This window comes from Granulicella tundricola MP5ACTX9, assembly GCF_000178975.2.
In the GTDB taxonomy this organism is placed as follows: Bacteria; Acidobacteriota; Terriglobia; order Terriglobales; family Acidobacteriaceae; genus Edaphobacter; species Edaphobacter tundricola.
Genome location: NC_015058.1, coordinates 165,921 through 188,167, shown reverse-complemented (window position 1 = coordinate 188,167; position 22,247 = coordinate 165,921). Strand labels below are relative to the sequence as shown.

The following is a 22,247-nucleotide window of genomic DNA, read 5'->3' as shown; positions in this document are numbered from 1 at the left end:
ACGTATGTAGCAGTGCACTGAGCATGCGTCCAATCTTCTGGACTTCTCAGCCGAGGTGAGAACCAGAGTTTCAGCAGAAGCTCGACAGAGCGCACGCTTCACAGCGGCTTATTCTTAGTCGCCCATCGTAAACCCTGTTTTTGGATGGACGTCCGTCGCGCCCATGAAGAACGTGTCAGGGGGCCGAGTTTCGCCTATGCTTCTCCAGCACTCAAGAGAGCACCCTCAAAGCGATCAATAAATTCTGAACGTCATAACGACGCCCATTCTCGAGAATTGCATTCGCTCAGGACTGGGGCTCCCTACTGAATTCTTGTACGGTCAGCCTTGCCGTGCTTACTTCCGACTCTGGGGCGGGACGATTCCATTCATCCGCAAGTACTCTGAAAGCTGCCCATAATGATCTGCGTCATGGACCATCACATACGCAGCGATTCCGGCCTTTGTCATTCCGTGGGAGTCTGGAGGCATTTCGCCGGAGTTCCCGGCATTCAGAGTGAGCAATGCTCTATGTCCGTAAGCGAACGAGCGAGAGAGGGCAGAGATGATTTCGTCCTTGCTCTTCAGGTCTCTGATGGAATCCATGTCCATATCCGGCTTGAGTCCGCTCATGACGCTGTAGATAACGAAGTTCATCTCGGCCACGTGTTTTACCTCGGCAGCGAAGGTCCGCACCCCTTTGTAGTCAGCCCCCGCTAATCTCAGCGTAGCCGGGGTGAAGTCATACTTCTCACTGGGCATCGCCTTCGAGACTGCCAGGAACTGAAGCGCAAACTGCGACAGCACCTTATCGAACGACTGGCTCAAGGGGTCGGGCTTTGCCGCCGCTTGCGCGTTCACGGTTAGAGACATGCAGGCAGCGGTCAGTAGCACAGTAGCGATCACGAAATGGCGAGTTGCGAACATATGGAATCTCCTAGACGGAAGATAACCCGCCTCGCATCCACTGGCGTCGCAATGTTGCAACCCGGTTCAGACGAAGAATGGAACGGCTGCAAGACGTGCAGGACGGTCTGCACGTCTTGCAGCCGTTTGCACCCATCCCTGTAAAGACTGGGTGTAAGGATCCGGAATTGGGATCAGTCAAACTCGATCAGACGACGTCGCGTCTTCGTCGTCCGCCCTTCCATTTGGGATTTCGGACGCCGAGGAGCGCCGTGTCGATGAGTTGATTCCCGTATCTCTCCGTCACAGCCGGGTGGCGGAGCAGAAGCCGAAGGTACAACGGCGCGACGATCGCATCGAGCAGAAGTTCCGCGTCTGTCTCAGCTACGAACTCCCCCGATGTAATTCCGCGCTCGATGGCAGCCACTGCGGAAGCACGTCGCGGGCGAATGTGGCTCTCGTAGAGCTCCTCCAGGATCGACGGATTGCCCTGCCCCTCAGCGATCAAGTCGGCGACCACCTTCCCGAACAGGCCATTACATTGGATGGCCAGGTGCTTGACCCTTGTTCTCAGTGCCTCTTCTGCTGTCGTTGCGCCAGGCACCTCCGGTATGGCATTAAACCGTTCATGGAACATGGCCATGATGAGGGCGGCCTTGGAGGGCCACCACTTATACAGCGTCGGCTTGCCAACTCCTGCTCGTCTCGCGACAGCGTCCATGGTCAGGTCACGAGCGGGCTTCTCCTCCAGCAATCCAGATACGGCGTCCATGATGGCGGAGTGTGAGACGGCCGTATCGTTACGTGGCCTGCCCATGGGCAGCGGGTTGGACTTCGATTTCGACACAGCTTTAATTTACCTGAACGGAGCGTAAAAATAACTGAATCCGATAACTTATCTTTACGTCTAGTAAAGTGTATCGATGCAAACACAATGATCAAAGAGAGGAACAACAATGCAGACGATTCGGGTAGATCAAGGTACAGCTTCATGGTTGGTGCAGCACCCATTGGGCGCGGAGGATGAAGCTGCGATGACTGCCATGCGCGCCATCGTCGAGCCCAACAAAGGCAAGCTTCGGGGAGTTGCCGCTCGCGTTCCATTCGACGCCATTATGGAGCGCGTCTCTGCCCCGGCTGGCGTAGTCTACGAGGCTGACTCTGTAGGGGGTATCTCAGGTTGGTGGTGCCGTCCCGAAGACGCGCGACCCGGTGAGGCCGTGATGCACCTCCATGGCGGGTGGTTCAACTGGGGTTCCGCACAGGCGTTTCGCCATCTCGCAGGCCATATCGCGCGGAGTGCCGGGGTAACGGCCTTCGTGCCTGATTATCGGCTCGCTCCGGAGCATCCATTTCCTGCGGCAATTGAAGACGCACGAGCCTGCTACTTCGGCCTTATCGAGCGAGGTTTCACGAAGCTCGCCGTCACGGGTGATTCCGCTGGTGGCAACCTCGCCCTTGGCTTGCTCATTGTTGCTGCAACAAGCGTGCAGAGAGCGCTGGTTGGCGGAGTGGCGCTATCGCCGGTGACCGATCTAACCCTGTCCGGAGAAAGTTGGTCAACGCGGGCTGTTGCTGATCCCTACTTCACCCAGACGCAGGCCGACGAACTCATGCGGTCCTATCTGGACGGAAATCGTCCGAACGACCCACTCGCCTCACCTCTTTACGCTGATCTCAAGGGACTTCCACCACTCCGTGTGCACGTCGGCAACGATGAGGTCCTGCTTGATGATTCGATTCGAGTGGTCGAGCGGGCGGCAGCGGCGGGAGTCGACGTTCGGCTCGACGTGTGGCAAGGGATGGTCCATGGATATCTGGGGGGCTTGGGACGCCTGACGGCCTCGACAGCGACCCTTCAACTCATCGGGGACTTCCTCAGGGAGCGCTTTGCCAACGCGGCCGGTGAAGAATGAAAAGCCGCTGTCAGTAACGACTTAGAACGGGTCACTTGCCGGAAAAGCCGTCGAGGAACTTGCCGAGGTGTTCTTCGCCTCGGCAAGCGGGACGAGCACTCCCGATCGCACCCTAAAGTGAATCAGAATTTCTCCCACGATGAGGCCTCCACAAAACCAGGAGACCCACATATAGAGCGCAGTTCAGGGATGTACTGAAGGGCAGGCCAAGGTTCAGGCCATTGCTTAGCCCGGGTTCCTCTCGGAAAGCCATCCAATCGCCCGCTGTTGTTCCGGCAGCCCGAACGGCAACGATCGCAGACCAAAAAGCCAGCTTGGTCGTCCATCTGGACTCTCTTCCAATGAGGAGCACCATCGCAAAGATGGCCCCTAATGCGAGCGTGGCATAACCGGTACCTAAATGGAGCGCTTCCGCGGACCAATCTCCTATTGCGGTGCCCAGAGTCCCGGCGGTCAGCAAAGAGAACCAGTACGCGCCGGTCGTCGATGGGCGACCTGTTGAACTGCCTCTTGGCAGGATCGGCCTGGGAACAACTAGCCAGACCACGAGCATCTGAAGGACGATCAATCCAATGATAACGCGCACATAGGGCCACTCGAACGTATGGGTGGCGAGATCCGCCAGGTTCGTCGCTGCTGCGCGTAGCACAATCACGACGGTCCAATACCACGCTTGTGTTGTACGCGTTGACCGGCGTTCACCTAAGAGCAGTAAGGCAAAGATCGCGGCCAATGGAGCTAACCCTATCCAGTGATTCCAATGGGCGTAAAACGAAAGGCAATCACCGAGGTTGCAACCGAAGATGCTTGCGACTGTGATTGCCGACCAGTATCGAGCATCGACCCTAGGGACGTTCGCACTGCGCATGGATTGTACGAACGAGGGCGGCCTTTGGCCTGTTGTTCGCTCGTTTAGAACTTGTACTCCCTCATTCATGATTCGAACCTTTCAATTTGCACTCTTGTTTGCCTGATCAAGGAGCAGCAATTGATCAGTGCTGCTCCGCCCACGCCAGGCCATCGACCCTAGTGCCGACCTTAATAAGCTTTGTCACTGTCCAGTCTGAAACACGGATTGCCGCAATCTGCTCGTCGGCCGTGCAGGACACGTAAGCTGTCGTTCCATCAGGCGACATCAGAATTTCGTGTGGTGATTTGGGAAGATCAATTGTCCGTACGACTTTGCTCAGTTCGAGATCGATGACTGCGACCTGCGACGTACTCTGGATGCCGATAAGTAGCCAGAGTCCATCTTTGGTGGTGGTGAGGGTATACCCGATTGCCGGAAGAGGAATCCATGATGCAACCTGACGAGTCGCCGTATCGATCACCGCAACTCTAGGTTTCATCTGATCGGTTGTGAAGATCTTCTTGTCGTCTGCAGAGATCGCAATCCGTTGAATTTTAGCCGCAATAGGGAGGATCGTCAGCAGCTTCCGTTCATGCATATCAAGCACGGAGACGCTTCCCGGCTGAATGTTTGCCGTGTATCCGAATCGCCCCTCATGATCCATCACCATCATGTGGCTCAACGCCTGTCCGGTCGGGATGGTGCCCACAATTTTCATAGCTTTCGGATCGATGACCGTGATGGTCTGGTCCAGTTCCGTGGTGACATAAAGCATGCCGTCGTGTGGATTGAGCGTGGGTTGGTGTGGCCTCACACCATGGCCAAAATCGACATGTCCCACCACCTTGTGCGTTGCCAGGTCGATGGCAACCATCTCGCTGCCGTCTGATCCCGGCTCCCCTGCGCTTGAGTCGCCGTAGATGGGGACATACGCTGTCTTGCCATCGAACGAAGCCACAACCTCATGGCCGGCGACTCCCCCCTCCGCGACCCTGGCTATCTCCTGGCCGTTCTTGGGACTGATGATCGAAAGCGTTGATTCTCCCTCGTTGATCGCAAGAATTGTGCCCGCCTGTGCCGACGCCTTATCAAGGAGGAACAACGAAATAGATAAGAAAGCAGCTCCAAGTATCGTTGCGGCTTTAAGCTGTCTGACTTCAAAGCAATTAGAGGTAATGTAGGAGTAAGACATGCAGCTACACTAGACGCAACGAGTCGTCTAGTCAAGGAGTGCAGTGATTAGAAAAGTAAGCAAGCCCCGACGAGCGGCCAAAGAGGTAGCGGCTAAACCAGGCCCAGCTATGGTTGAACATCGGGGAAATCGTCACGGTAGGAGTGAGGGAGCACGAACAGCGATACTGGAAGCCGCTGACAATCTTCTTGTCGAGCGCGGATTTGCCGGTGTGACGATCGAAGGCATCGCGGCAGCGGCAGGTGTCGCGAAGCAGACGATTTACCGTTGGTGGACATCGAAGACAGACGTGCTGATGGATGCTTTCTTAGAAGACATGATACAGGCCTCGGTTCCTTCAGATTCAGGGGATTTGAAGTCTGACCTTAAGCATCATCTCGTTGGGCTGGCAAAAATGTTGGCAGAGTCGGATACGGGAGCCGTCTTCCGCGCCCTGCTCGCAGAGGCACAACACGACTCGGAACTGGCTACTCGTCTCCGAACTCAATTTATCGAGCCTCAACGTCTTCGAGATCTCTTCCCTTTTGAACAGGCGAGGAAGCGCGGCGAACTCTACCCGGAATTCGACACAGACGCTGCCCTAGAGCAGTTGCTCTCACCGATTTACTACCGGGTGCTGGTGAGTGGACAGCCTGTATCACAGTCATACGTTGAAAGCCTCATTCGACGCTTAGTCCTTAGATAAACGACGGAGTTCAGCAATCTTTGCGACCAGTCTAGAGAAATTGCGAAGAACGGCGGTTGGCACTTCATCCTAAGTTCTACGAGCGTGAACCTGCGCGAAGGCAACAACGGTATGACTGTTTAGCCCGTAATTCATATAGCAGGCAAGATGTAATGGAAACATACGCGGGAGTCCATGCCTCATCAAAAGCGATTTCGGGGCCGAGCAATTACTACGTCAGCTTTACTCCCTACACATTTCTATGCGCGTTCGTCGCTCGCTCGACTACGACTCAAGTTGAGAACATAAGGCAGACTTGCGTTCTTGAAGTTCGGGTCACCGGCGACGGCGAACACGCGGCCGACTAGACTATCGCCGCTTAACAGGAGCTTAAGTTTGAGGGTCTTGGCTCTGGCTCTAATCGCGTCTGGCGAGTTAATCCGCCCGCTGCAAGTGCCTGTAAACGCTTCGCCCTCGGTGCGCATTTCAGTGATCTCTTCGGCTCGGTTGCTCCCAATGGCCAGAGTCGCAGATTGACCTGACGCGATATCCAGGACGATGGGCATGTTTGCACCGCCATCTTCGAGCGCTCCCACCCATCGGCCTCGATAGGAGGGACCCCCAATGAAGGGAACGCTCCGAGAGCCGCAGTCTTCTATGGGGCGGCGCCACTCCGGCAGCTTGCTCTTCATCACTTCGTCACAGACGCTGTATGCCAGCTCGCCCGCGTTCGATTGATTAGTGACAACCACGCAGGCCAAACCCTTCGAAGGAACGAAAAACACTCTGTTTGCAACTCCGGGGTCTCCACCGATCTTGAAGAAGAAAGGAACGCCGGAGGCAGTATGGCTCGTAAACCAGCCGAAGGTGGACGCAACACCGGATTGCCCAACGAAGACTGGTCGATGCAGTTCATCGATGTCAATCTTGCTCAGAATCGTTGCCGGGCTCTGAACACGATGGCCCATGTTGAAGAGAATGAATTGAGCAAGATCATGAGCGCTTGCGTACAGTTCGCCCGAAGCGGGTGTAGATGTGGCGCAGTGCGGTATGGCGTGACCAAGCGGATCATATCGCGTCGCAGCGTCTCGCACACGGACGTTATCACTACCGAAAAAGCTGTCGTTCAATCCGAGTGGGGAAAGGACAGCTCGATGCATAAGCGGCCCAAGTTCTGTCTGCGTGAGACCTGACGCAATTGCGCCAAGCGCCACGTATCCAATGTTGCTGTACTCATAGCACGTTGCCGGTGGGTACGCGAGTCTGCCGTATTCTTCAAGAAGAACGTCCGCACTAGGAACGAGTTTTGCTTCATCAGCGTCATAAGACTCGTACATACCCGGAAGACCGCTAACGTGCGCACCGAGCATGCGGACAGTTGCCGCATTCGGGTCACCATTTTTGCCGATGATCTTGCTTCCCAGAAGAGATCTGTTCGCAGGCTTGTCAAGGGAGAATCTGCCTTCAGCAACCAGCGTCATGAGAGTGGTCGTAGTGAAGGGCTTGGTGATGGACGCCATGCTGAATGGGGTATGCGGTGTAGCTCTCAGAGCCGCTTCCCGACTGGCCCAACCGAATCCCTCCTCCCAGACGATGCGGCCACCTTCAATCACTGCAATGGCTACGCCGGTGGCATCGCCACGCGAGATCGACTGCTGAATTCTGTGCCGTATCGATCTAAACTCTGCGCTGGAATTCGCACCATTGAAGCTCGCCGTGCTGGCGCTCAGCCTCTCCGCAGCAAGGCTGCCAATTGAAGCTGAAAGCATCCATTTTGTCACTTCGCGCCGATTCACCCTTGCATGCATGTGTGAGCCCTTTAACGCCATGTTTGCGGCGCAACATCTTACGTATGTGACGGTACTCTCTTCGTTACACGTCACGCAGCAAATAGGGTGAGCAGTCCCTCTCCTCGTAGAGGTAAGCGTTTCTCTCAAGTTATGGCTGGAAGAAATTGGGGTCCGCAAGCCTTTGATCTCATTGCTCGGAAGTTCAAACTAGCGTGGAACTGCGAGACCGCGCATGTCCTCATAGCGCATGGCAAAGCCCCAGCCGTAAGCAGTTCGAGATCGTGCGTCGTCGTGGACTGAGCTATAGAGGGCGATCATGATCTCATTGTGACCGCGATGCAGCGGAATCATGAATGAGCCATTTTGCAGTGAGAGCCGGCCATCCGGACTGCGCCGCTCTGACTCAGGGTAGTAGAAGTTCTTGCCTGAGGTGATGAGAGATCCATTCACAAAGACCCATGCGTGGCCGATCCAGCCCAGCGAGACTTGTTGCTGCTGATCTCTATCGGAATCCACCGACGTCTTAAGCCAGCTGAGCGCTGCCGCCTCATTGGAAGCATTGAATTGCCGGTTCAGGTTCACGATTCCAAATCGTTCGGAACGGATGGGCTTCCACGCCCTCGGATCTTGCGGGGATTCTGCGTATCTTGGAGTAGATCCGTAGCGCAGAGACGTCAAGGGTCCTAAAAGCCAGTCGTGCACGATGTTCATATCGCTTCCTGTGCTGTCGGGAAGCGGGACAGGAGATAAGCCGTCGGTCTTGCCAGGCGTAACAACAAGGTTGGCAAAGGCGGCGGGACCGTGCAACTCCAAACCACCTTGCTGAGTGTTTCCGAGAAGTTCGCCAACTGCGAGTGTCGGCTGGACAGAGTCGTTGATGAAGACGTTCATTCGCTTGCCTGAGATGACAAGCCGTATGTGATTCCAGCCGTTGAAAACAACAGGTGCCCGTCTTTGATATTGAGGATAGACGTTCCAGAGCATGAAGCCACTAATTACCGGGCTGTACTGGATGCAATCGTCTTCGGCCCGACAATCAGGGAAACTCCGAATATAGAACTCCTCACCGTTCTTAGAGTCGCGCTGCCGGAAGCGCATCCCCGGAATGTCTTGAGCGAGCGGCTTCATATCGAACTCAAGGGTGCCGTCACGAAATGAGAGATCGTTGAGGGCGACGTCGCCTGACTTCAGAACGATCATCCCATCGGGAAATCCTTCCTTCATGACATATTGCACGTCAGCTTTCTCGCCGACCGGATGCCAATAATTTGCGGTCATCGAGATTACCTGGCCTGCTTTGGCATCGCGCCTCGCTCCGCTGACGGAAGCAGGCAGAGAAAGGCAAAGAGTGATGAAGCTGAAGAGAGTGAAATGAAGGGAAGCTCGAGGCCGTGACATGGTACTACTCCGGTCGTACAGTTGGATTGGGCAAGCTCTGGCTATGAGTCAAGCACGAACGGCTCAAGAAGTGTGTGGGTTTGATGAGTAGGTCACGGCGGCTATTCTCCAACCGTCTGCGCCTTTGACTAGCACCCAGGTTTCACTCCCGCGGTTTTGTTCCTTGCCGTCTATAAGAAACACGTAATCGAAGTACGCCGAAGCGACCGTTCCGTCACTATTTAGCTGCAGATGCGTGTGTGTCGGATTGAAGCTGACCTTCGAGGCCGAAACTAGCTTCGCAAAATCAGTGTAGCTTCCGAGGCGAACTTTTACCGCATCATGCTTCTTAGCTTTGACACGAGCGTAAGCATCATCGGAGAGCACATTTAGCCACAGAGTGCACTGAGGAAGGAACAGACTGGCTAGGCGAGCGCCGTCGTGAGCAAGAACTGCCTCGTGGTAGGCACCCATGACGTGCTGAACATCCACAGTGTCCGACGCGAGCCCAGCAGGGGCGCTGTTGCCCTCTGCACCTGAGGGACTTTGGGCGATGCTGGAGACGCTTAGCGGGATCGTTAGAGCAAGGAGCAAGCTACGGATGAAATGCTTCATGTGTGATCTCCTTAAAGACAATCCTGCCATTGCAAGCACGGACCTTTAGCGTGAATCTACTGATACTCGAGGCGCAGCCGGACATTATGTTCTGAGACGGTCTAGGCTGGTGCAGATCGGTATGCAGCTCAAATGAGCAGGATGCGAACAAAAGACAAGAAGATCCGAACTCTCGCAATTGACCTTCCTGGACTACGGAGACGAATGTGATCTGTCAGAATGGCTGGAAGAGCCATGATGAAAACTTCACTTAAGTGGTCGGTCGTTTCCGTTGTCTTTTGGACGTTGGTAGCGGCGATCTTTGCTTTACCTCAGCTAGAGCGGAGTCGCGACCTGCACCGGATCTTTCTATCGGCTGTGGCTCAATGGTGGTCCTGGGGAATCCTCGTTCCTGGCATCGTCGCCGTGGATCGTGCACTGCCTTTCGCAGTGCAACGAATTGCTCCCCGCTTCATCACACTTTTTGCTTTGAGCCCCTTTGTATCTATCCTCTATGGCTACGTCCACGCGGTATTGAAGGCGGCACTCGGTGCAGGCAAATGGTCCGGGCTAACGGGGACGGCAGTCGTCTCGGAAGCTTACATGGAGATGTTCTGGAGCATGCTCGTGTACTGCCTGATCGTTGGCGTGTGGGAAGCCTACCGTTATCACGAGCGGTTTGTATCCGCTGAACTGCAGATGGAACGCCTGCAGAGGAACTTTTCAGAGGCTCGTCTCAACTCATTGCGTATGCAGTTAGATCCACACTTCCTCTTCAATGCGCTCAACACCGTCTCTTCACAGGTCGAACGGGAGCCAAAGCTTGCAAGGAAGATGATCGAACATCTGGGCGACTTGCTACGGCTTTCTCTAGACTCGCAAGGAGTTCAAGAGATCTCGCTCGCTGAAGAGTTGGCTTTCCTCGACCACTATCTGGCCATCCAGAAAATCCGCTTCGGGGATGCGTTGAAGGTTGAAATGCAGATCGCTCCAGAGGTCAAAGATGCTTTGGTTCCCAGCCTTTTCATCCAACCTTTGGTGGAGAATGCCATACGCCACGGCATCTCCAAACGAGCTCGCGGCGGGGTCATTCTATTGAGCGCGCGACGTTTCGAAGAGGCTCTCATGATTCAAGTGCTGGACGATGGCGTAGGGTTACCCGCTGGCTGGTCGTTCGATACGCATAAGGGGGTGGGCCTGTCGGTGACGCGAGAGCGGTTTGCCGGACTATACCCTGACGACGCAAGTCACTTCGATGTCCGGCGAAGAAGCGAAGGCGGGACAGAGGTATCCATGTCCTTTCCGTTGCATAAACGAGAGGAGACGGATGACAGCCTTATCGCGTGATGGCATCAGGGTGCTCATCGTAGAGGATGAGGCACCGGCCCGCCAGCGTCTCTCCGACCTGTTGAGCCAGGATCCAGAAGTGTCATCCGTCCAGGAGGTGGGGGATGGGGAAACCGCAGTGCGAGTGATCCTGAGCGAAAGACCCGACCTCGTGCTTCTGGATGTGCAGATGCCAGAGCTCAATGGCCTTGAAGTGGTTGAAGCCGTGGGCTCTGAAAATATGCCCCTCACGGTATTTGTCACAGCATACGATCAGCATGCCATACAGGCCTTCGAAGCAAATGCTTTGGACTACCTCCTCAAGCCCTTCAGTGATGAGCGATTCGAGGCGATGTTGGATCGCGTAAAGAGGCGGAGGGACGATCTTCATCTTCGACAGTTCGGACAAAGCGTTGCACAGGTGCTCAGGTCGCAAGCGACAGAGGCGCGGCACCTGTACCGCTTCGCGATCAAGACAGATGGAATTACAAAGTTCGTGAGAGTCAAGGACGTTGACTGGATCGAAGCGGCCGGAGTCTATGTCACTCTTCATACCTCCGGAAAGGAGATGCTTTACCGGACTTCGTTAGCTGATCTGGAGCATCGCCTCGACCCCATGCGCTTTCTTCGTATCCACCGCTCCGCAATCGTCAATATAGAAAGTATCGTGCAGTTGGAGGCTCTTTCCCACGGGGAGTTCGAGGTTCTCTTGAAGGATGGTTCCCACCCTCGCGTCAGCAGAAGTTATCGCAACTCGATGGAAAAGCGACTCGGGCAAAAACTATAGAGTGTTCAGCCGGGGTCAAAGTTCTGCGCGAAGTCGGCAGATACGCTGTCGTTGTTAGCTTCACGGCTTCCGTCGCGTCCTGAGTGAAATCATTGATGATCGGGGCATTAGGACCGTCAACGATGAATCTGTTGCGATTCCACTCCGCCCTGCCTCCTAGGAGTCGTAATCCTCGTGCCCTCCCTGTACCCATGAACAGTCATTTCGCTCATGCTCCAGCGTTTGCACCGAATTAGAACCACTTCTCAGCAGCCGTCCTTCCAGTTCGGGCACAATCGAGCCTTTGACCGGCAAGTTACAGGCTGTGGTCTCAATCGTGACCGGGGCAAAGTTGCCTATTATGAACGGGTTGGTGTGCGAAAAGTGGCCAATACTTGGTTCAACAATTTGCATGTGGCCGATCTCCAATACGTGTCGAGAGTCAATAACTATCGGGACAGTGTTCTTGCGCTACATGGATGTCAGGCTGAAGATTACGACCAGGAGACGGGCAACAAAGGATTCTGTTCCCGAGCGGTTCCTTGTGTTGCAAAACGGTAAACCGCTCAAGTGAGCCGGATGTACCGGGGAAATCACCAAATGGCAACACGCTCGTCCGGAACGATGTACATGCGCTCTCCAGGATTCACGTTGAAGGCCTTGTACCATTCCGGCATGTTTTGAACGACACCATTGAGTCGAGCCGCAGCGGGACTATGAACTTCAGAAGCCAATCTATTTCGTAGCGAGTCCGGTCGTTCCTTCTCACGGCATACTTGTGCGTAGCCGAGGAAGAATTCCTGATCACGGGTGAAATCGCGCTCCACCGCATCTTCATCGTGAGAAAGCGTTGTCCGGTACGCTTTGTATGCGAGCGATAAGCCACCCAAATCCGCAACGTTTTCAATAAGCGTCAACTCTCCCTTGATGTGGACTCCGGGCAAAGGCTCCATCGCTGAGTACTGTTTGGCTAGGCGAGCCGATCGTTCTTTGAAGCGCTGTCTGTCTTCTGGCGTCCACCAGTCGCCGCGGTCGTCGAATGGGTGGGTCAGCTCGTGGCCGATCACATGGCCGATACTGCCGTAATTGACTGCCGCATCTGCCTGCGCAGTAAAAAACGGAGCCTGTAACATCCCAGCCGGGAAGATGAGTTGGCCATTCTCCGTGTATGCGACGGGTTCTTGAGGCCAGAAGCGCCAATCGTTCTTGTTCCAGGCCATTTTCAATTGGCTTACCTGATAGTTCCAATTATGGTTCCGCAGAGTTTCAACATCCTTGTATAGCGTTTGCTTATTGAGATTGACACCTGCGTAAGAGCGCCAGTGGTCGGGATACCCCATCTGTACGGCAATGTCGTCGAGTTTACGAAGGGACTTCGCTCTAGTGATGGGGTCCATCCATGTGAGTTGCGCAAGGTCAGAACGAAGAGCCTGCATGACACTGTCTGCAATCGCTTGGACCGCCATCTTCCTTTCCGCTGGAAAGTAAGCCGCAACGTACATTTTGCCGACAGTGGATCCCATCAGCGCGTTGAGAAGGCTGACCGCGCCGGGCCAGCGTTCCGACGGAGGTGCCTCAAGGCCATTCAGGGCGTTGCCCCGGAATGCAAACCTTGCTTGCCTAAAGTCATTTGACAAGTAGGGCGCTGCTGCATCTGTCATGCGGAACGCTTCCCACGCTTTCAGCGTTGACAAGGGTGTGCTTCCATACAGTTCTGCAAGCTTCACGACGCTGGTGTCCGTCGTGACAATGAGGAAGTCGTTCTCCGAAAGATGATCGCCTGCCATGAAGTCCGCCCACGGAAACATTGGCGCCATGCGACGAAGGTTCGCGAGCGACATGGAATGGTAACTCTTGCTGTTGTCTCGGAGATCTTCGCCGCGCCAGCTCGCCTGAGCAATCAGACTCTCGAATGCCACAACAGCAGTGGCCGATTTGTTTGCGTTTGGCCACTTGGCCAGCCTTAACATTTCCGCGACATAGGCTTTATACAGGCGCTTCTTGTCTGTAAACTGTGCGTCCAAGTACAAGTCCCGATTGGGAAGACCGAGATCGCCTTGTCCTAAATGAACCGCATACCGATCAGGATGCTTCTCGTCTTTCTCGATCTCCAGGTCGAACAAGGAGGCTTCGAAGCCATGTCGTTTCATCAATCGCGCCACGTCCGCTCTATTGCCAACTTTTCTCACCAACTGCAGGTCGGACTGGAGGGGATGAGCTCCCGCCTGTTCAATCGAGCTATCGTCCATAAAAGCTTGGTAGAGGGTGTGAACACGCCCTTCGTCAGAGTCCGAACGGTTATCTTGCGTCGTCTCCAGGAGCAAGTGAACCTGCTCTGCGCAGAGGCGGCGTAAATCAGAAAAAGGACCAACACTAGTTTGATCAGGGGGAATGTTTGTTTTTCTGATCCAAGCGCCGTTGGCATAGGAGAAGAAGTCATCGCCCGGTTTCACGGAGGGATCCATCCCCCTGGGATCAAAACCCCACGTACCGTGACGAGGACTGGTAACGGCCACAAGCGGAGACATGGGCCGCTGCGCCAACAGGGAAAATGCCGAAGACACAACTATAACCGCAATTGCGAATGGTTTGCGATGAAGCACACGCTTCATTGGTTTGGTGAACTTCAAGATTACCTCTTCTTGCACATCAGCTGAAAATCCGCACGGTAGTGTGCTCATTGAGAAGACTAAGAGACGTTTATGGGAATTGATATCTCTTTGCGACCAACGCGGCTGATTTGCGACGAAGACTATGGGACGGGTTTGAGCGAATCGAATAGAGTGAGTCATGGCTCCACCATTGTCTAGACCCATCTCCGGTCCCAAAACTTTGTCGCCGAGACGTCTCATCCTGGCGCTTTGGCTTATCGTTGGATTGGCTAATGTCGGGATGTCCTTCATAGGCCCACCTCAAAGGGGCGAAACAGTCAAGGTGCTCGTGACAAGCCTAGCCGGACCGCTGATTTCTCTTCTTTTGTCCGTTCTTGCAGAGCGGCTGCTAAAGCGCGGTACACCCCGAGAGTGGTGTTTCCTAGGAGGCATTGTTCTTCTGGCTGGGTCGGCACTGTGGACCGTGGATCTAATCGTTCAAGCGCAGACCCTACCGTTGCTCAGCTTTCGAATGCCGAACAAGGGCGATCTACTCATGGCGCGTTTTAACTGGGTTTACTGCAATTTGCTGTTCAGCTTGCAGACAGTCGCCCTTGCTCTTCTAGCGTCAAGTAAAACGCTTCTGACCCGGGAAAAACAACTGGCCATCGAACGTGCAGCGCTGCAGCAGGCGCGGCTTACTGCCCTGCGTTATCAACTGAATCCGCATTTCCTCTTCAACACGCTCAATACAATCTCCAGCCTTGCTGCTGACTCGGGTGCTCACGAAGCGGAAGAGATGATTGCCGGGCTCGCCGACTTTATGCGCGCTTCGCTTTCCTCATCAATGGATGCATCGATCACCCTGGCCGCAGAGCTGGAGACTACACAGGCTTATTTAGCAATTGAATCGGTGCGCTTCGGAGAGCGCCTCGTAGTGGAGTACCTCTGCGAGCCTGACCTCAGCGACGCCCTAGTCCCGAGTCTTATTTTGCAGCCACTCGTTGAAAATGCAGTGAAATATGGAGTGGCGCGATCCAAGGAAGCCGTACATGTTAGGATTGCAGCCCGCGCCAACCAGAAAGAACTAATCCTGACCGTGGAGGATGATGGTTGTTGTGCTCCGGGCAAACTCGCCAAAGCAGGAACTGGGGTAGGCCTGAAGAACGTTGCAGAGCGGTTGGATGCACTTCATGGAAAGGAGGCAATCATGAGGACAGAGCAGCGGACAAGGGGCTTTCTGGCGGAACTGCGTATGCCTTTGAACATTAGCCTCTCCTACAACGTGAAACGTCGATGAAGGTGCTCATCGTGGACGACGAGCCACTTGCGCGTCGAGGACTGTCTCAGGCCCTGGCTGTTTTCGACAACATCGAGGTGATTGGAAGTGCGTCAGATGGAGATCAGGCGTTGAGTATGATTAGGAGCCTTATTCCCGATCTCGTTTTTCTGGACATAGATATGCCCGGCAAAACCGGGATTGAAGTAGCAGCAGCCCTTGGACGCAACCACGCAGCGGAGGTGGTTTTCGTCACAGCATTCGACAACTACGGGGAGGAGGCATTTTCTGTAGAAGCAACAGACTACCTCCTAAAACCAATCAACCTAGAGCGATTACGGCAGGCGATCTCTCGTGCTGACCGGCGGAAAGCAGAGAGGATGGCTATTCCGGCAAGACATGCCTTGCCTAACTATCTAACGCAGCGTTCATTTGGCCTACCCAACGGTCAAGACCTCCCGGAAAGCGAAATTATCTGGATAGAAGCCGCAAAGGACTATGCCCTAATTCATACCAGGATACGAAGCCACATCGTTAGAGCCACGATGTCTCAACTCTCGGAGCGTCTAGGAACGTTGGTCGTTCGGGTACACCGATCCGCGTTGGTCGCGGTTCAATGGGTTCAAGGATGGAAGAACTACAGAAAAGGTGCGTCGAGCCTGCTCCTGAAGGACGGGACCCAGGTTCAAGTTGGGCCAACCTATTTGCACTCGACCCGAGAGGCCCTGCATGGGATTCAAGGTGAAGCCTGGTGAACGCGCCGAAAGAGTTCTGGCAACTAACGTCTCCGATCTTCGGCAGTGCGTTCCGATTATGCAAGGTTAGAGAAAAAGGCACTGTTCCAGATGAGCCAGTGTAGGACTTGGACGAGTGGCTGGTCTATTGAGGTTCAGTTGCGAGGTCATTAGCGCGCGGTTTGCACACTTGGCAGAATATGTGCATCGACCACTTGAGCTCGCAGGTGTTGTAGGAAACTTCGGGCGCTCCACTTGCTGCCCTATCCGTGGAAGCTGAGCGCCAAAACCGAAGGATCTCCCGCTTGAAGTCGTCGCCAGTTCACGAAGGCTGAGCACTCGATCACGGCGCTATATTGCTGAGGGCAGCGTTCCGCGAAAGCCTTGACGTTTGACAGAGAAAGCGTCACCACAGAACCAGGCTCACAGTGAACGGTGGACATGCCGTCCTCTGATGCGTCCAAGGACGGCAAGCAGTCCACCCATGCATCCATGTTCCTGCCGTAGAAGGCTGGGAAACCAAAGACCGTGGCGAACTCGTCGTGGAACGAGTCCCAATCTTTGATGCTGTTGCAGTCTAGCGACACCTTCGCTGTCATCACGCTTCAAGCATAGAGCCATCCGGCACTTGCGAATGTAGAACGGCGTTTTCGCTAATTCGGCCCGCTCGGACTGCGGAAACGTCGAAGTTGTGGAAAGCACAGCGTTAGGAAGCATGATGCAACGCTATTCCGTGAATAGCTTCGTCCAGAAGCAGGTGAGGCGCTGTAACGGTAAGCAACCAGAGTCTCTTCGATCCGATAGCACTGGTTTGCTGTGACGAGACGGGCTGTGAAGAGAAGGGCGGAAGCTTCCCTCATGTTACACAGAGATTCTGCAGGATTCGGTTAGCCCTTCAGCTGTTCGCTACTTCAATCGATCCACCCGGCAGCTTACTAGCAATTGCCTAAACCTAACGCCCGTACAAACGGTGCGTAACGGCCCAGTCGGACGTTTCCCAATCGCGATGAAGACGGAGCACCACAATGACTAGGCCAGGCGAGTCCTTTGGGATGGGAGAGAACCACCGACAGACGACGGCCAAAAAGTTATAGCCCATCTGTGAGTCTTGGCTTACTTGTTGAGATCGCTTGGCGTTGAGATGCCCCAGTAGGACTCCCGTGTCACTTTCCACGTAGACAAGCGGGATTCTAGTACTGCTCGAGACCACGATTTGCAGTCTCAATCTCTGTCTCGGCCATAGAACTTTGAAGTTTTCATCAGAGCTAGCTTTATGATCCGAGGGTTCGGCTGTCTGTTTCACAGATGTGTAAAACCAGTTACCCGCATCACAAAGCTCTCGGGCCGCTCCGGATATCCATTCGTCGAAGACCTGATCGGATGAGTTCGCTGCGGGGACGCCAATAGCAACAGATTCCATAAAGTCCCTGTCATAAACGTCACTAGAATTGTGCTTCGTCGTCATCGTAGCGCGCAGTGCGGGGCGAAGATCAAGCCTTGGCATCTACGAAGACGCACGCGCTGTGTCATCTCAATGCGACGCAGAACGACTTAACTCAGTCGTGATGTGAATCGGTTTCCCCAACGGCAACTGCTCGCATCAAGACGTTGCGCACTCCAAGTGCAAGGGCGCCCGTAAGGGCGCCCTTCTGTCAATTATGACGACGACCGTTAGAAATTGACCTTGCCGGAGAGCTGCATGGTACGGCCGTTGTTTGTAAACACCTTCCCGGGCTGCGCGAAGAAGGCGTTCCCAACCGTCTGGTACGGAAGATCCGCGCCGGTCGACGATGTGGAGTTTACGTTATTGACGGTTCCCGGGGTGTACTGCGCATGATTCAGGACGTTGAAAGCCTGTGCGCCGAACTCGAAGGAGTACCGCTCACGGAAGTTTATGCGCTTGTAGGCGGCGACATCGAAGTTATTGATGGGCCGGGTTGCGAGCGAGTTACGTGGAGCGTTCGGCAACGTGCCGACGCCCGCCTGGATGTAGTAGGCGGTCGGATTATCGGCAACATAACCAACGGTGTTGGCCGCGCACTGGGTTACACCCACCCCGCAGAGACCGGCCAGGTTAGCAGCATACTGAGCGTGCACCGTGGAACTGGTGGTGTGGCTGGCAGCGCCGTTGGGGTTGATGATCGTGCGGTCGATGGCATTGCCGCTATCGCCGTTCAGGTTGGAGTTGACACCCGAAAGGACAGTTACGTACTCAGGCGATTCATAGGTATAGATGGGCGAGATGGTCCAGTTGCCGACGCCGTTCCGGAGAAGGTAGTGGTTGGAGTGTTTGTAAAGCTGGAGATCATAGACTGCCGCGAGGGTGGCGCGGTGAGTACGGTCCAGAGCGGAGCGGCTGTAGTCCGCCGCGATGTTTTGCGAGTTCTGCGGACGGCGCGGAGTAAGCGTCGTTGCAAAGACTTCAGCCGTGGCGTCATCCATCGTCTTGCTATAGGTATAGGAAAGATTGGCGGATAGTCCATGGGACATCCGGCGAGTCAGGTTGACGATCCCAGCGTTGTAGTTAGAGCTGGAATAGGGCTGGTAGGAGGTGATCTTCGAGGTAAATCCAGCGGCATTCCAGGCAGGAACGATGTTCGACAGAGCCTGAATTTTAGCTAAAGTGCTCGCACCTGGCGCTGCGGTGACCGTTGTCGCGCCGGTGAGGGATGTGGGCAACTGGTTTGCTGCAGTGACACGAGGCTGAACGTTGATCTGATCCTGCATGGGGAGGTGAATACCGCGTGTACCGATATAACCGATCTCCATGGTGTAGTTCGAGGCGATGGTCCGCTGAACGGTCAAGGTGTAAGTTTCAGCGTATGGTGTGACCTGGTTGGGCAGGAAAGCTGCGGTTGCTGCTCGCTCTGCAGCGATGCCGGTGGGGGTGTTGGCGAAGGTCAGGATTCCACCCGTGCCAGCCGGCAAACCACCATTCTTGAGGAAGTTCGGGTCTCCGGGCTGCGGGTTTCCAACATTACCCACATCATTGGTGGAGGAGTACTGAGGAGGAAAGGATAGTGTGCCGAGGTTATCGAAGAGGACGTCGTAGGCGATGCCGAATGCAGCGCGTACAGACGTTTTCTCATCGGGAGCCCAATTGATGCCCGCACGCGGTGCAAAGTTCTTGTAAGCGGGCTTTGGTGCCTGGAAGGTGACCAGACCGGGAACTGAAGCATTGGCGTTTAGGGCCTGAGCCCGTTCTCCGACGGGAACGGAGGTGAACTCGTAACGCAGGCCGTAGTTAAGGGTCAAGGTGGGAGTCAAGCGCCAGGTATCATTCCCGTAGCCGTAAAGCGCGGTCTGATCGCCATAGTAGGTGAGGTTACCGGTTGAGCGCTCGCCGAAGCTGGTGGGCGCGAGGTCATGTAAGAACTCGGTCAAGCCGTTGTACTCGTAGTCGCCTCGTGCACGCTGCGTAAAACCCTGGGGTGAGATGTACTTGCGGCCATCGAAACCGATCTTAACGTCGTGCTTGCCCTTGACATAGCTGATATTGTCCGTGAGCTGATAGAGATTCTGGATCGTGAATTGGGGTGCGTTGCTGTCCGGACCGAGGCTGAGGTTGAACTGCCCAAGATCTCCATAATAAAAATTTGGGAAGGAATCTAGACCGGGATAGGTGAAGTTTCCGGCGGTGATGGTATTGGAGTGTCGATTGAAACCAATCCGAAGCTCGTTAGTGAGGTTTGGAGTGAAGGTATGAAATTCGCTGAGCGCGATCAACTGATACCGATTGGGCGCTGTGGTGTAAAACTGCTCAAACGGCACGGTGCCGGCACCAGTATCTGTGCTGGTGAGACGGTTATAGACGTAACGGCCGCGGAAGCTATCCTTCGGCGTGATGGTGTAATCGACGCTGGTGGTGAGAACGTCAAAGTCCGACGGTGCCGCACCCGTGGTCTGGTAATTGCCGAGCGGAATCACGGTGGGGGTACCGGAGGCATAGAGTCCGGTGGCGGAGTTCAACGCAGTGCCTGAATAAACGGTCAACGACTGCGGACCGGAGGCCTGGTTTCCGCAGGCTGCGTCAGCACCGGCGTCGATGCCAGCGCCGTTTGCGCCCGTTACATTGGCTGCCGGGGTGTAGAGCAGGAACTGCTGCAGGTTGGTCGCACTGAAGCCATTATTGGTGAGTGTTGCGAGGGTCGCTTTGCCCGCTGCAGTAGGAACGCAGGAGAAGAGACTGGGGTTCGAGCCGATGGAGTTACGTTCGAAGTTTGCGAAAAAGAAGAGCTTGTCGTGGAGAATGGGTCCACCGAGCTGGGCTCCATAACGATTGTTGTCATAACGGGGCCGAAGAGCAGGTTTGCTGGCCTGGCTTCCCAGTCCGGCGAACAGGTCGCGATTCTGGAAGTACTCATAGAGCTTGCCGTGAAAAGTGTTCGTTCCAGAGACGATGTTGGTGTTGAACTGGCCGCCGGACGAGTGGCCAAACTCAGGCGAGAACTGATTGGTGATGAGAGTGAAACTGCCGACGGAGTCGTTCGGAATATAGATAAGGGGACCGGTGACGGCCTTATCGTTATTGTCGATTCCTTCAATGGTGAAATTATTGTTGCGGGGACGCTGACCGCCAACCGAAGGGCCGGTGCCAATGCCGATGCCGCCAGCGGACGCCACACCAGGGCTCAGGAGCGAGGCGTTGATGACGCCGAAGCCTGTGGAGGTGGTGGGGAGGTTCGAAAGCTCGACATTGGAAAAGGTCTGCGAGAGGTTGGTGGTGGTGGTGTCGATGACTGCGCCCGCGTCGGCGACGACTTCAACGGTCGTACTGGTGCCGATAGAGAGGGAGACGTCGGAGGTAGAGGTCTTGTTGAGCTCCACTAGAACACCGTTGAGGCGGGAGGGCTGGAAGCCGGGAGCCGAGACAGCGAGGTCATATTTGCCGGGGAGGAGATTGCTGGCGTGGAAGTCGCCGCTGTTACCTGCCGTGACGTTGACGGTGACACCGGTCTCTTCATTCTTCACGGTGACGCTGGCATGCGGGACGACAGCTCCAGAGGCGTCCTTGACGGTTCCGGCGATATCACCGCTGGTAGTTTGCGCGAATGAAGAGCCTGCGGCCAAGGTCATTGTGATGAGCGGTACAAAAAACGGGATGCGTCTCATTTATTCGTAGATCTCCGGGTACATATGTTGGTTCTCAGACGTGAACCTGTCGTTCGCCTGTAAGAAGCAGGGTTTCGAGTCGTGTCCAACCGCACACGCCATTCGTCTTAGAGCAATCGATAAGCCATTCCGTTGTTTGAGTGAACTTGTTGCATCGAAAGGTCCCCGGGGAAAAGCCATTGAAGCAAAAGCTGACACCTACGGAAAAATGAATAATCCTACGTTTATCGGTATTGGGCCACGCAAGGGTTGGTGGTTCCGTATCTTGCCATTTGCGGCTTTAATCGAGCGCGGGCGGGAGTGCTTTGAAACGAGTATGAGCCTCCACGATGGCGGCTACGCGCTCTAGTCAAGAGCCGGACCCCAGCCGGATACGGAAAAGGTGACGTTGCCGATAATCCGACTTTGCGGAAGCATCGCCTTTGGTTCAAAGCCAAGGCACAGAATAGACCGCATAAACACGATATGGTCCTGGCTCACCTTCATTGAACGCGCCACTTGCCAGAGCCGACAAGGCTTCATTTAGGGTCTCAAAGAGGCAATGCTGGTTAGTCTTCACATCCGCCGCCACGCTGTTGCACGAGAGCGGCGAGTGAGAATTTGGGCCATCGCAAGACGTAACCACGTCGAAGCCCTCTAACTGCTTCGTGGCGGGTAACAACACATCTGTTTCACCCGAATCGTCTGGCGATACTGGAAGCCAATCATCTCCATCAAGCTCCGACTCGTGCGCTTCGTAGAAGAAGAGCTTTGCACCTTCCATGTCGACGTTGTTCGATTTCGCAGCAGTTTGCACTGCGAGCGGGGAGTCGAACAGCCCATAGCGATTGTGCGGCCGATCAGGAATGTAGGTGGATTCGAGAAGACTGTCATTTACACAATCGCTCACTGAGTAAACGTCGACCACGTTCGGAGTGTGCATCCACTCGGGGCGCTCCAACGCTATGCACTTCGCCATATAGCCAAGGGGAATCATCTCGACTAAGTCTAAATTCGTCTGGAGCAGTTCGCGCAAAACGGTGTTTTGACCAACTCCGTCCCGTCCGACGGTTGGAAGTGTTGCTTTTGCTGAAACGCGACTTTGCGGGATCGATAAGGTTTATGGGCGGCCCCAGGGAGCCACTCTCAATACATCCTGATTGCTGGTTCTAGCCGCACCGTCCCAGAAAAC

18 protein-coding genes are annotated in these 22,247 nt (G+C 54.9%); 6 read left to right on the top strand and 12 right to left on the bottom strand.

Features of this window, described 5'->3' with window-relative positions; genetic code table 11:
- Nucleotides 1–336: 336 nt before the first annotated feature.
- Nucleotides 337–906 carry a DinB family protein gene (locus tag ACIX9_RS22300; RefSeq protein WP_013573151.1) on the bottom strand — a complete coding sequence of 190 codons (570 nt, stop codon included), beginning with the start codon at nt 904–906 and terminating at the stop codon, nt 337–339.
- A gap of 187 nt (nt 907–1,093) precedes the next feature.
- Entirely contained in the window at nt 1,094–1,657 is a 564-nt protein-coding gene (locus ACIX9_RS22295; protein ID WP_232298968.1) for a TetR/AcrR family transcriptional regulator, read from the bottom strand.
- Nucleotides 1,658–1,841: 184 nt separating this feature from the next.
- On the opposite strand from ACIX9_RS22295, the gene ACIX9_RS22290 reads away from it, so the two are divergent.
- Nucleotides 1,842–2,801 (top strand): alpha/beta hydrolase, encoded by a 960-nt coding sequence (locus tag ACIX9_RS22290; protein WP_013573149.1) that lies wholly within the window; start codon nt 1,842–1,844, stop codon nt 2,799–2,801.
- A gap of 112 nt (nt 2,802–2,913) precedes the next feature.
- On the opposite strand, the gene ACIX9_RS27830 is transcribed toward ACIX9_RS22290, so the two are convergent.
- Nucleotides 2,914–3,354: a COG4705 family protein gene (locus ACIX9_RS27830; RefSeq protein ID WP_408609741.1), complete on the bottom strand. Its 441-nt coding sequence runs from the start codon at nt 3,352–3,354 to the stop codon at nt 2,914–2,916.
- A gap of 439 nt (nt 3,355–3,793) precedes the next feature.
- A complete protein-coding gene (locus ACIX9_RS22280) occupies nt 3,794–4,843 on the bottom strand; it encodes a cytochrome D1 domain-containing protein (RefSeq protein WP_013573147.1) in 1,050 nt (349 codons plus the stop codon).
- A gap of 109 nt (nt 4,844–4,952) precedes the next feature.
- Between ACIX9_RS22280 and ACIX9_RS22275 the strand changes: the two genes are divergently transcribed.
- Complete coding sequence (locus tag ACIX9_RS22275; protein ID WP_041598182.1) at nt 4,953–5,528, top strand: TetR/AcrR family transcriptional regulator; 576 nt, start codon at nt 4,953–4,955, stop codon at nt 5,526–5,528.
- 239 nt (nt 5,529–5,767) lie between these two features.
- Here ACIX9_RS22275 and ACIX9_RS22270 read toward each other — a convergent pair whose 3' ends face one another.
- From ACIX9_RS22270 to ACIX9_RS22260, 3 genes are all read right to left on the bottom strand, one after another.
- Nucleotides 5,768–7,315, bottom strand: a complete 1,548-nt coding sequence (locus ACIX9_RS22270) for a serine hydrolase domain-containing protein (RefSeq protein ID WP_198152248.1) — start codon at nt 7,313–7,315, stop codon at nt 5,768–5,770.
- A 189-nt stretch (nt 7,316–7,504) separates the two neighbouring features.
- On the bottom strand, nt 7,505–8,575 hold the full coding sequence (locus ACIX9_RS22265; protein ID WP_041598180.1) for a LamG domain-containing protein: 1,071 nt from the start codon (nt 8,573–8,575) through the stop codon (nt 7,505–7,507).
- 183 nt (nt 8,576–8,758) lie between these two features.
- Nucleotides 8,759–9,289 (bottom strand): Cif family virulence factor, encoded by a 531-nt coding sequence (locus ACIX9_RS22260; RefSeq protein WP_013573143.1) that lies wholly within the window; start codon nt 9,287–9,289, stop codon nt 8,759–8,761.
- A 234-nt stretch (nt 9,290–9,523) separates the two neighbouring features.
- Here ACIX9_RS22260 and ACIX9_RS22255 point away from each other — a divergent pair, with 234 nt between their 5' ends.
- Together ACIX9_RS22255 and ACIX9_RS22250 are read left to right on the top strand one after the other, a co-directional pair.
- Nucleotides 9,524–10,615, top strand: coding sequence for a sensor histidine kinase (locus ACIX9_RS22255; RefSeq protein ID WP_013573142.1), 1,092 nt, complete (start codon nt 9,524–9,526; stop codon nt 10,613–10,615).
- Nucleotides 10,596–11,381: a LytR/AlgR family response regulator transcription factor gene (locus tag ACIX9_RS22250; protein ID WP_013573141.1), complete on the top strand. Its 786-nt coding sequence runs from the start codon at nt 10,596–10,598 to the stop codon at nt 11,379–11,381. The genes ACIX9_RS22255 and ACIX9_RS22250 overlap by 20 nt, the downstream gene beginning before the upstream one ends.
- Nucleotides 11,382–11,537: 156 nt before the next feature.
- Here ACIX9_RS22250 and ACIX9_RS25180 read toward each other — a convergent pair whose 3' ends face one another.
- Nucleotides 11,538–11,774: a carotenoid oxygenase gene (locus ACIX9_RS25180; RefSeq protein WP_013573140.1), complete on the bottom strand. Its 237-nt coding sequence runs from the start codon at nt 11,772–11,774 to the stop codon at nt 11,538–11,540.
- Between the two features lie 179 nt (nt 11,775–11,953).
- Nucleotides 11,954–14,263, bottom strand: a complete 2,310-nt coding sequence (locus ACIX9_RS22245; protein WP_013573139.1) for a M13 family metallopeptidase — start codon at nt 14,261–14,263, stop codon at nt 11,954–11,956.
- A gap of 220 nt (nt 14,264–14,483) precedes the next feature.
- On the opposite strand from ACIX9_RS22245, the gene ACIX9_RS22240 reads away from it, so the two are divergent.
- A complete protein-coding gene (locus ACIX9_RS22240; protein WP_198152247.1) occupies nt 14,484–15,251 on the top strand; it encodes a sensor histidine kinase in 768 nt (255 codons plus the stop codon).
- A complete protein-coding gene (locus ACIX9_RS22235) occupies nt 15,248–15,985 on the top strand; it encodes a LytR/AlgR family response regulator transcription factor (RefSeq protein WP_013573137.1) in 738 nt (245 codons plus the stop codon). Before ACIX9_RS22240 ends, ACIX9_RS22235 begins: the two co-directional genes overlap by 4 nt.
- Nucleotides 15,986–16,227: 242 nt before the next feature.
- Here ACIX9_RS22235 and ACIX9_RS22230 read toward each other — a convergent pair whose 3' ends face one another.
- The 3 genes from ACIX9_RS22230 to ACIX9_RS22215 all read right to left on the bottom strand — a co-directional run bounded on the left by ACIX9_RS22230 (nt 16,228) and on the right by ACIX9_RS22215 (nt 22,052).
- Nucleotides 16,228–16,563 carry a barstar family protein gene (locus tag ACIX9_RS22230; RefSeq protein ID WP_013573136.1) on the bottom strand — a complete coding sequence of 112 codons (336 nt, stop codon included), beginning with the start codon at nt 16,561–16,563 and terminating at the stop codon, nt 16,228–16,230.
- A gap of 1,072 nt (nt 16,564–17,635) precedes the next feature.
- Nucleotides 17,636–21,076, bottom strand: a complete 3,441-nt coding sequence (locus ACIX9_RS22220; protein ID WP_013573134.1) for a TonB-dependent receptor domain-containing protein — start codon at nt 21,074–21,076, stop codon at nt 17,636–17,638.
- Nucleotides 21,077–21,503: 427 nt separating this feature from the next.
- Nucleotides 21,504–22,052, bottom strand: a complete 549-nt coding sequence (locus ACIX9_RS22215; RefSeq protein WP_013573133.1) for a hypothetical protein — start codon at nt 22,050–22,052, stop codon at nt 21,504–21,506.
- Nucleotides 22,053–22,247: the final 195 nt, after the last annotated feature.

Excerpts from the sequence above, each read along its gene's own strand:
- ACIX9_RS22300 (WP_013573151.1), bottom strand. The coding sequence starts at position 906 with ATGTTCGCAACTCGCCATTTCGTGATCGCTACTGTGCTACTGACCGCT.
- ACIX9_RS22295 (WP_232298968.1), bottom strand. The coding sequence starts at position 1,657 with ATGGACGCCGTATCTGGATTGCTGGAGGAGAAGCCCGCTCGTGACCTG.
- ACIX9_RS22290 (WP_013573149.1), top strand. The coding sequence starts at position 1,842 with ATGCAGACGATTCGGGTAGATCAAGGTACAGCTTCATGGTTGGTGCAG.
- ACIX9_RS27830 (WP_408609741.1), bottom strand. The coding sequence starts at position 3,354 with ATGCTCGTGGTCTGGCTAGTTGTTCCCAGGCCGATCCTGCCAAGAGGC.
- ACIX9_RS22280 (WP_013573147.1), bottom strand. The coding sequence starts at position 4,843 with ATGTCTTACTCCTACATTACCTCTAATTGCTTTGAAGTCAGACAGCTT.
- ACIX9_RS22275 (WP_041598182.1), top strand. The coding sequence starts at position 4,953 with ATGGTTGAACATCGGGGAAATCGTCACGGTAGGAGTGAGGGAGCACGA.
- ACIX9_RS22270 (WP_198152248.1), bottom strand. The coding sequence starts at position 7,315 with ATGCATGCAAGGGTGAATCGGCGCGAAGTGACAAAATGGATGCTTTCA.
- ACIX9_RS22265 (WP_041598180.1), bottom strand. The coding sequence starts at position 8,575 with ATGACCGCAAATTATTGGCATCCGGTCGGCGAGAAAGCTGACGTGCAA.
- ACIX9_RS22260 (WP_013573143.1), bottom strand. The coding sequence starts at position 9,289 with ATGAAGCATTTCATCCGTAGCTTGCTCCTTGCTCTAACGATCCCGCTA.
- ACIX9_RS22255 (WP_013573142.1), top strand. The coding sequence starts at position 9,524 with ATGATGAAAACTTCACTTAAGTGGTCGGTCGTTTCCGTTGTCTTTTGG.
- ACIX9_RS22250 (WP_013573141.1), top strand. The coding sequence starts at position 10,596 with ATGACAGCCTTATCGCGTGATGGCATCAGGGTGCTCATCGTAGAGGAT.
- ACIX9_RS25180 (WP_013573140.1), bottom strand. The coding sequence starts at position 11,774 with ATGCAAATTGTTGAACCAAGTATTGGCCACTTTTCGCACACCAACCCG.
- ACIX9_RS22245 (WP_013573139.1), bottom strand. The coding sequence starts at position 14,263 with ATGAAGGACATCCCGACATTAGCCAATCCAACGATAAGCCAAAGCGCC.
- ACIX9_RS22240 (WP_198152247.1), top strand. The coding sequence starts at position 14,484 with ATGCCGAACAAGGGCGATCTACTCATGGCGCGTTTTAACTGGGTTTAC.
- ACIX9_RS22235 (WP_013573137.1), top strand. The coding sequence starts at position 15,248 with ATGAAGGTGCTCATCGTGGACGACGAGCCACTTGCGCGTCGAGGACTG.
- ACIX9_RS22230 (WP_013573136.1), bottom strand. The coding sequence starts at position 16,563 with ATGACAGCGAAGGTGTCGCTAGACTGCAACAGCATCAAAGATTGGGAC.
- ACIX9_RS22220 (WP_013573134.1), bottom strand. The coding sequence starts at position 21,076 with ATGAGACGCATCCCGTTTTTTGTACCGCTCATCACAATGACCTTGGCC.
- ACIX9_RS22215 (WP_013573133.1), bottom strand. The coding sequence starts at position 22,052 with ATGATTCCCCTTGGCTATATGGCGAAGTGCATAGCGTTGGAGCGCCCC.